Origin of the sequence: Pseudomonas floridensis, from assembly GCF_002087235.1 — a bacterium.
GTDB classification, from domain to species: domain Bacteria; phylum Pseudomonadota; class Gammaproteobacteria; order Pseudomonadales; family Pseudomonadaceae; genus Aquipseudomonas; species Aquipseudomonas floridensis.
Map to the genome: position 1 here is coordinate 1 of NZ_MUIO01000279.1, position 1,031 is coordinate 1,031.

General features: G+C 52.3%; 1 protein-coding gene and 1 pseudogene. Both read right to left on the reverse strand.

Features of this window, described 5'->3' with window-relative positions:
* Positions 1–223, reverse strand: a pseudogene (locus tag BZK31_RS28905) (hypothetical protein); the annotation flags it as partial.
* A 144-nt stretch (positions 224–367) separates the two neighbouring features.
* Positions 368–1,031 (reverse strand): RHS repeat-associated core domain-containing protein (locus BZK31_RS30245; protein WP_482822377.1); only part of this gene is annotated, 664 nt, incomplete at its 5' end.

Consider the following 1,031-nt stretch of genomic DNA (forward strand, 5'->3'; position numbering starts at 1 on the left):
GGCAGACAGGCTCCACGTGCTCAACGTTCTGGTTTTTCTGCGCCAACAAATGCTCTTCGGTTTGCAGCAGCGACCTTTTGACATGCCCCTGAATGTGGGTGGTCAGACGATTTTTCCGGTAGAAAAAGCGCACGCTGGCCTCACCCTCGACCGAGTGGTTTGCCAGGCGATCCAGAGCGTCGTAGCGGTAAATGCAGCGTGAAACCGGTATATCGCGTGTCATGGTTCATCCCTGTACTCATGAGCGATCGAGACCAATCTACCTCCGACGGTGCATGTTTCGCAGCTGTCAGAAACAAGAGGCAGGATGACGTGAGGCGCTCAACTGCAGAGGTTTTCACGGGTGTGGTTGGCCGCTTCCCTTATTTCATTTATCTGCACGTCCAAACCAGACAGGCTCATAAGTAAACCTTCTGCTGTCCTCAGTGCCTTTCTCATAAGGATCGGTTCTGTAAATATATAACGGTCTTATCGCCGGCCCATGACTGTTTTCCTGGACTAAGGATGCAGTCACTCCGCCTTTGTAACTTTTGACCGGTAAACCTGTAAGGGAAGACAGGTTTTCCCCGAATGGAAATCTGCCATCGCCTGAGTAACAAATAACGGTTCGAATACTCTCATATTTTTCCAGGTCCACGTTGTTGCGCCTGAGCTCGTTATAAAGCGCGTCGGCAGCCATCGGCTTTTTGTCCAGATAGATGAACGAACCGTCGCTGTTTGACGGGCGAGCGCCGTGGGCACTAATAAGCAATTCCTTCTTGCGGTTTTTCTTGATCCGGTCGTAAAGCGCAACGCCCGATAGATCTCTGTAATTGGACAAGCGCATTTTTGGGGGGCCGAAGATTGCCCGTCGAGCGCGTTGAGGGGCTTTATATAAGGCGCCAAATAATCGGGAAGCAGCCTTTTGAATCCCCCTTAAGCCTGGCACACGCCCCGTCGGATCCTTGCGATTGACCGGATCACCCAGGCAGTACGCATACGCATTCAAGCCGCCTTTGCCGAACGGACTCAGACTGTCCGGGCTGTTGAAT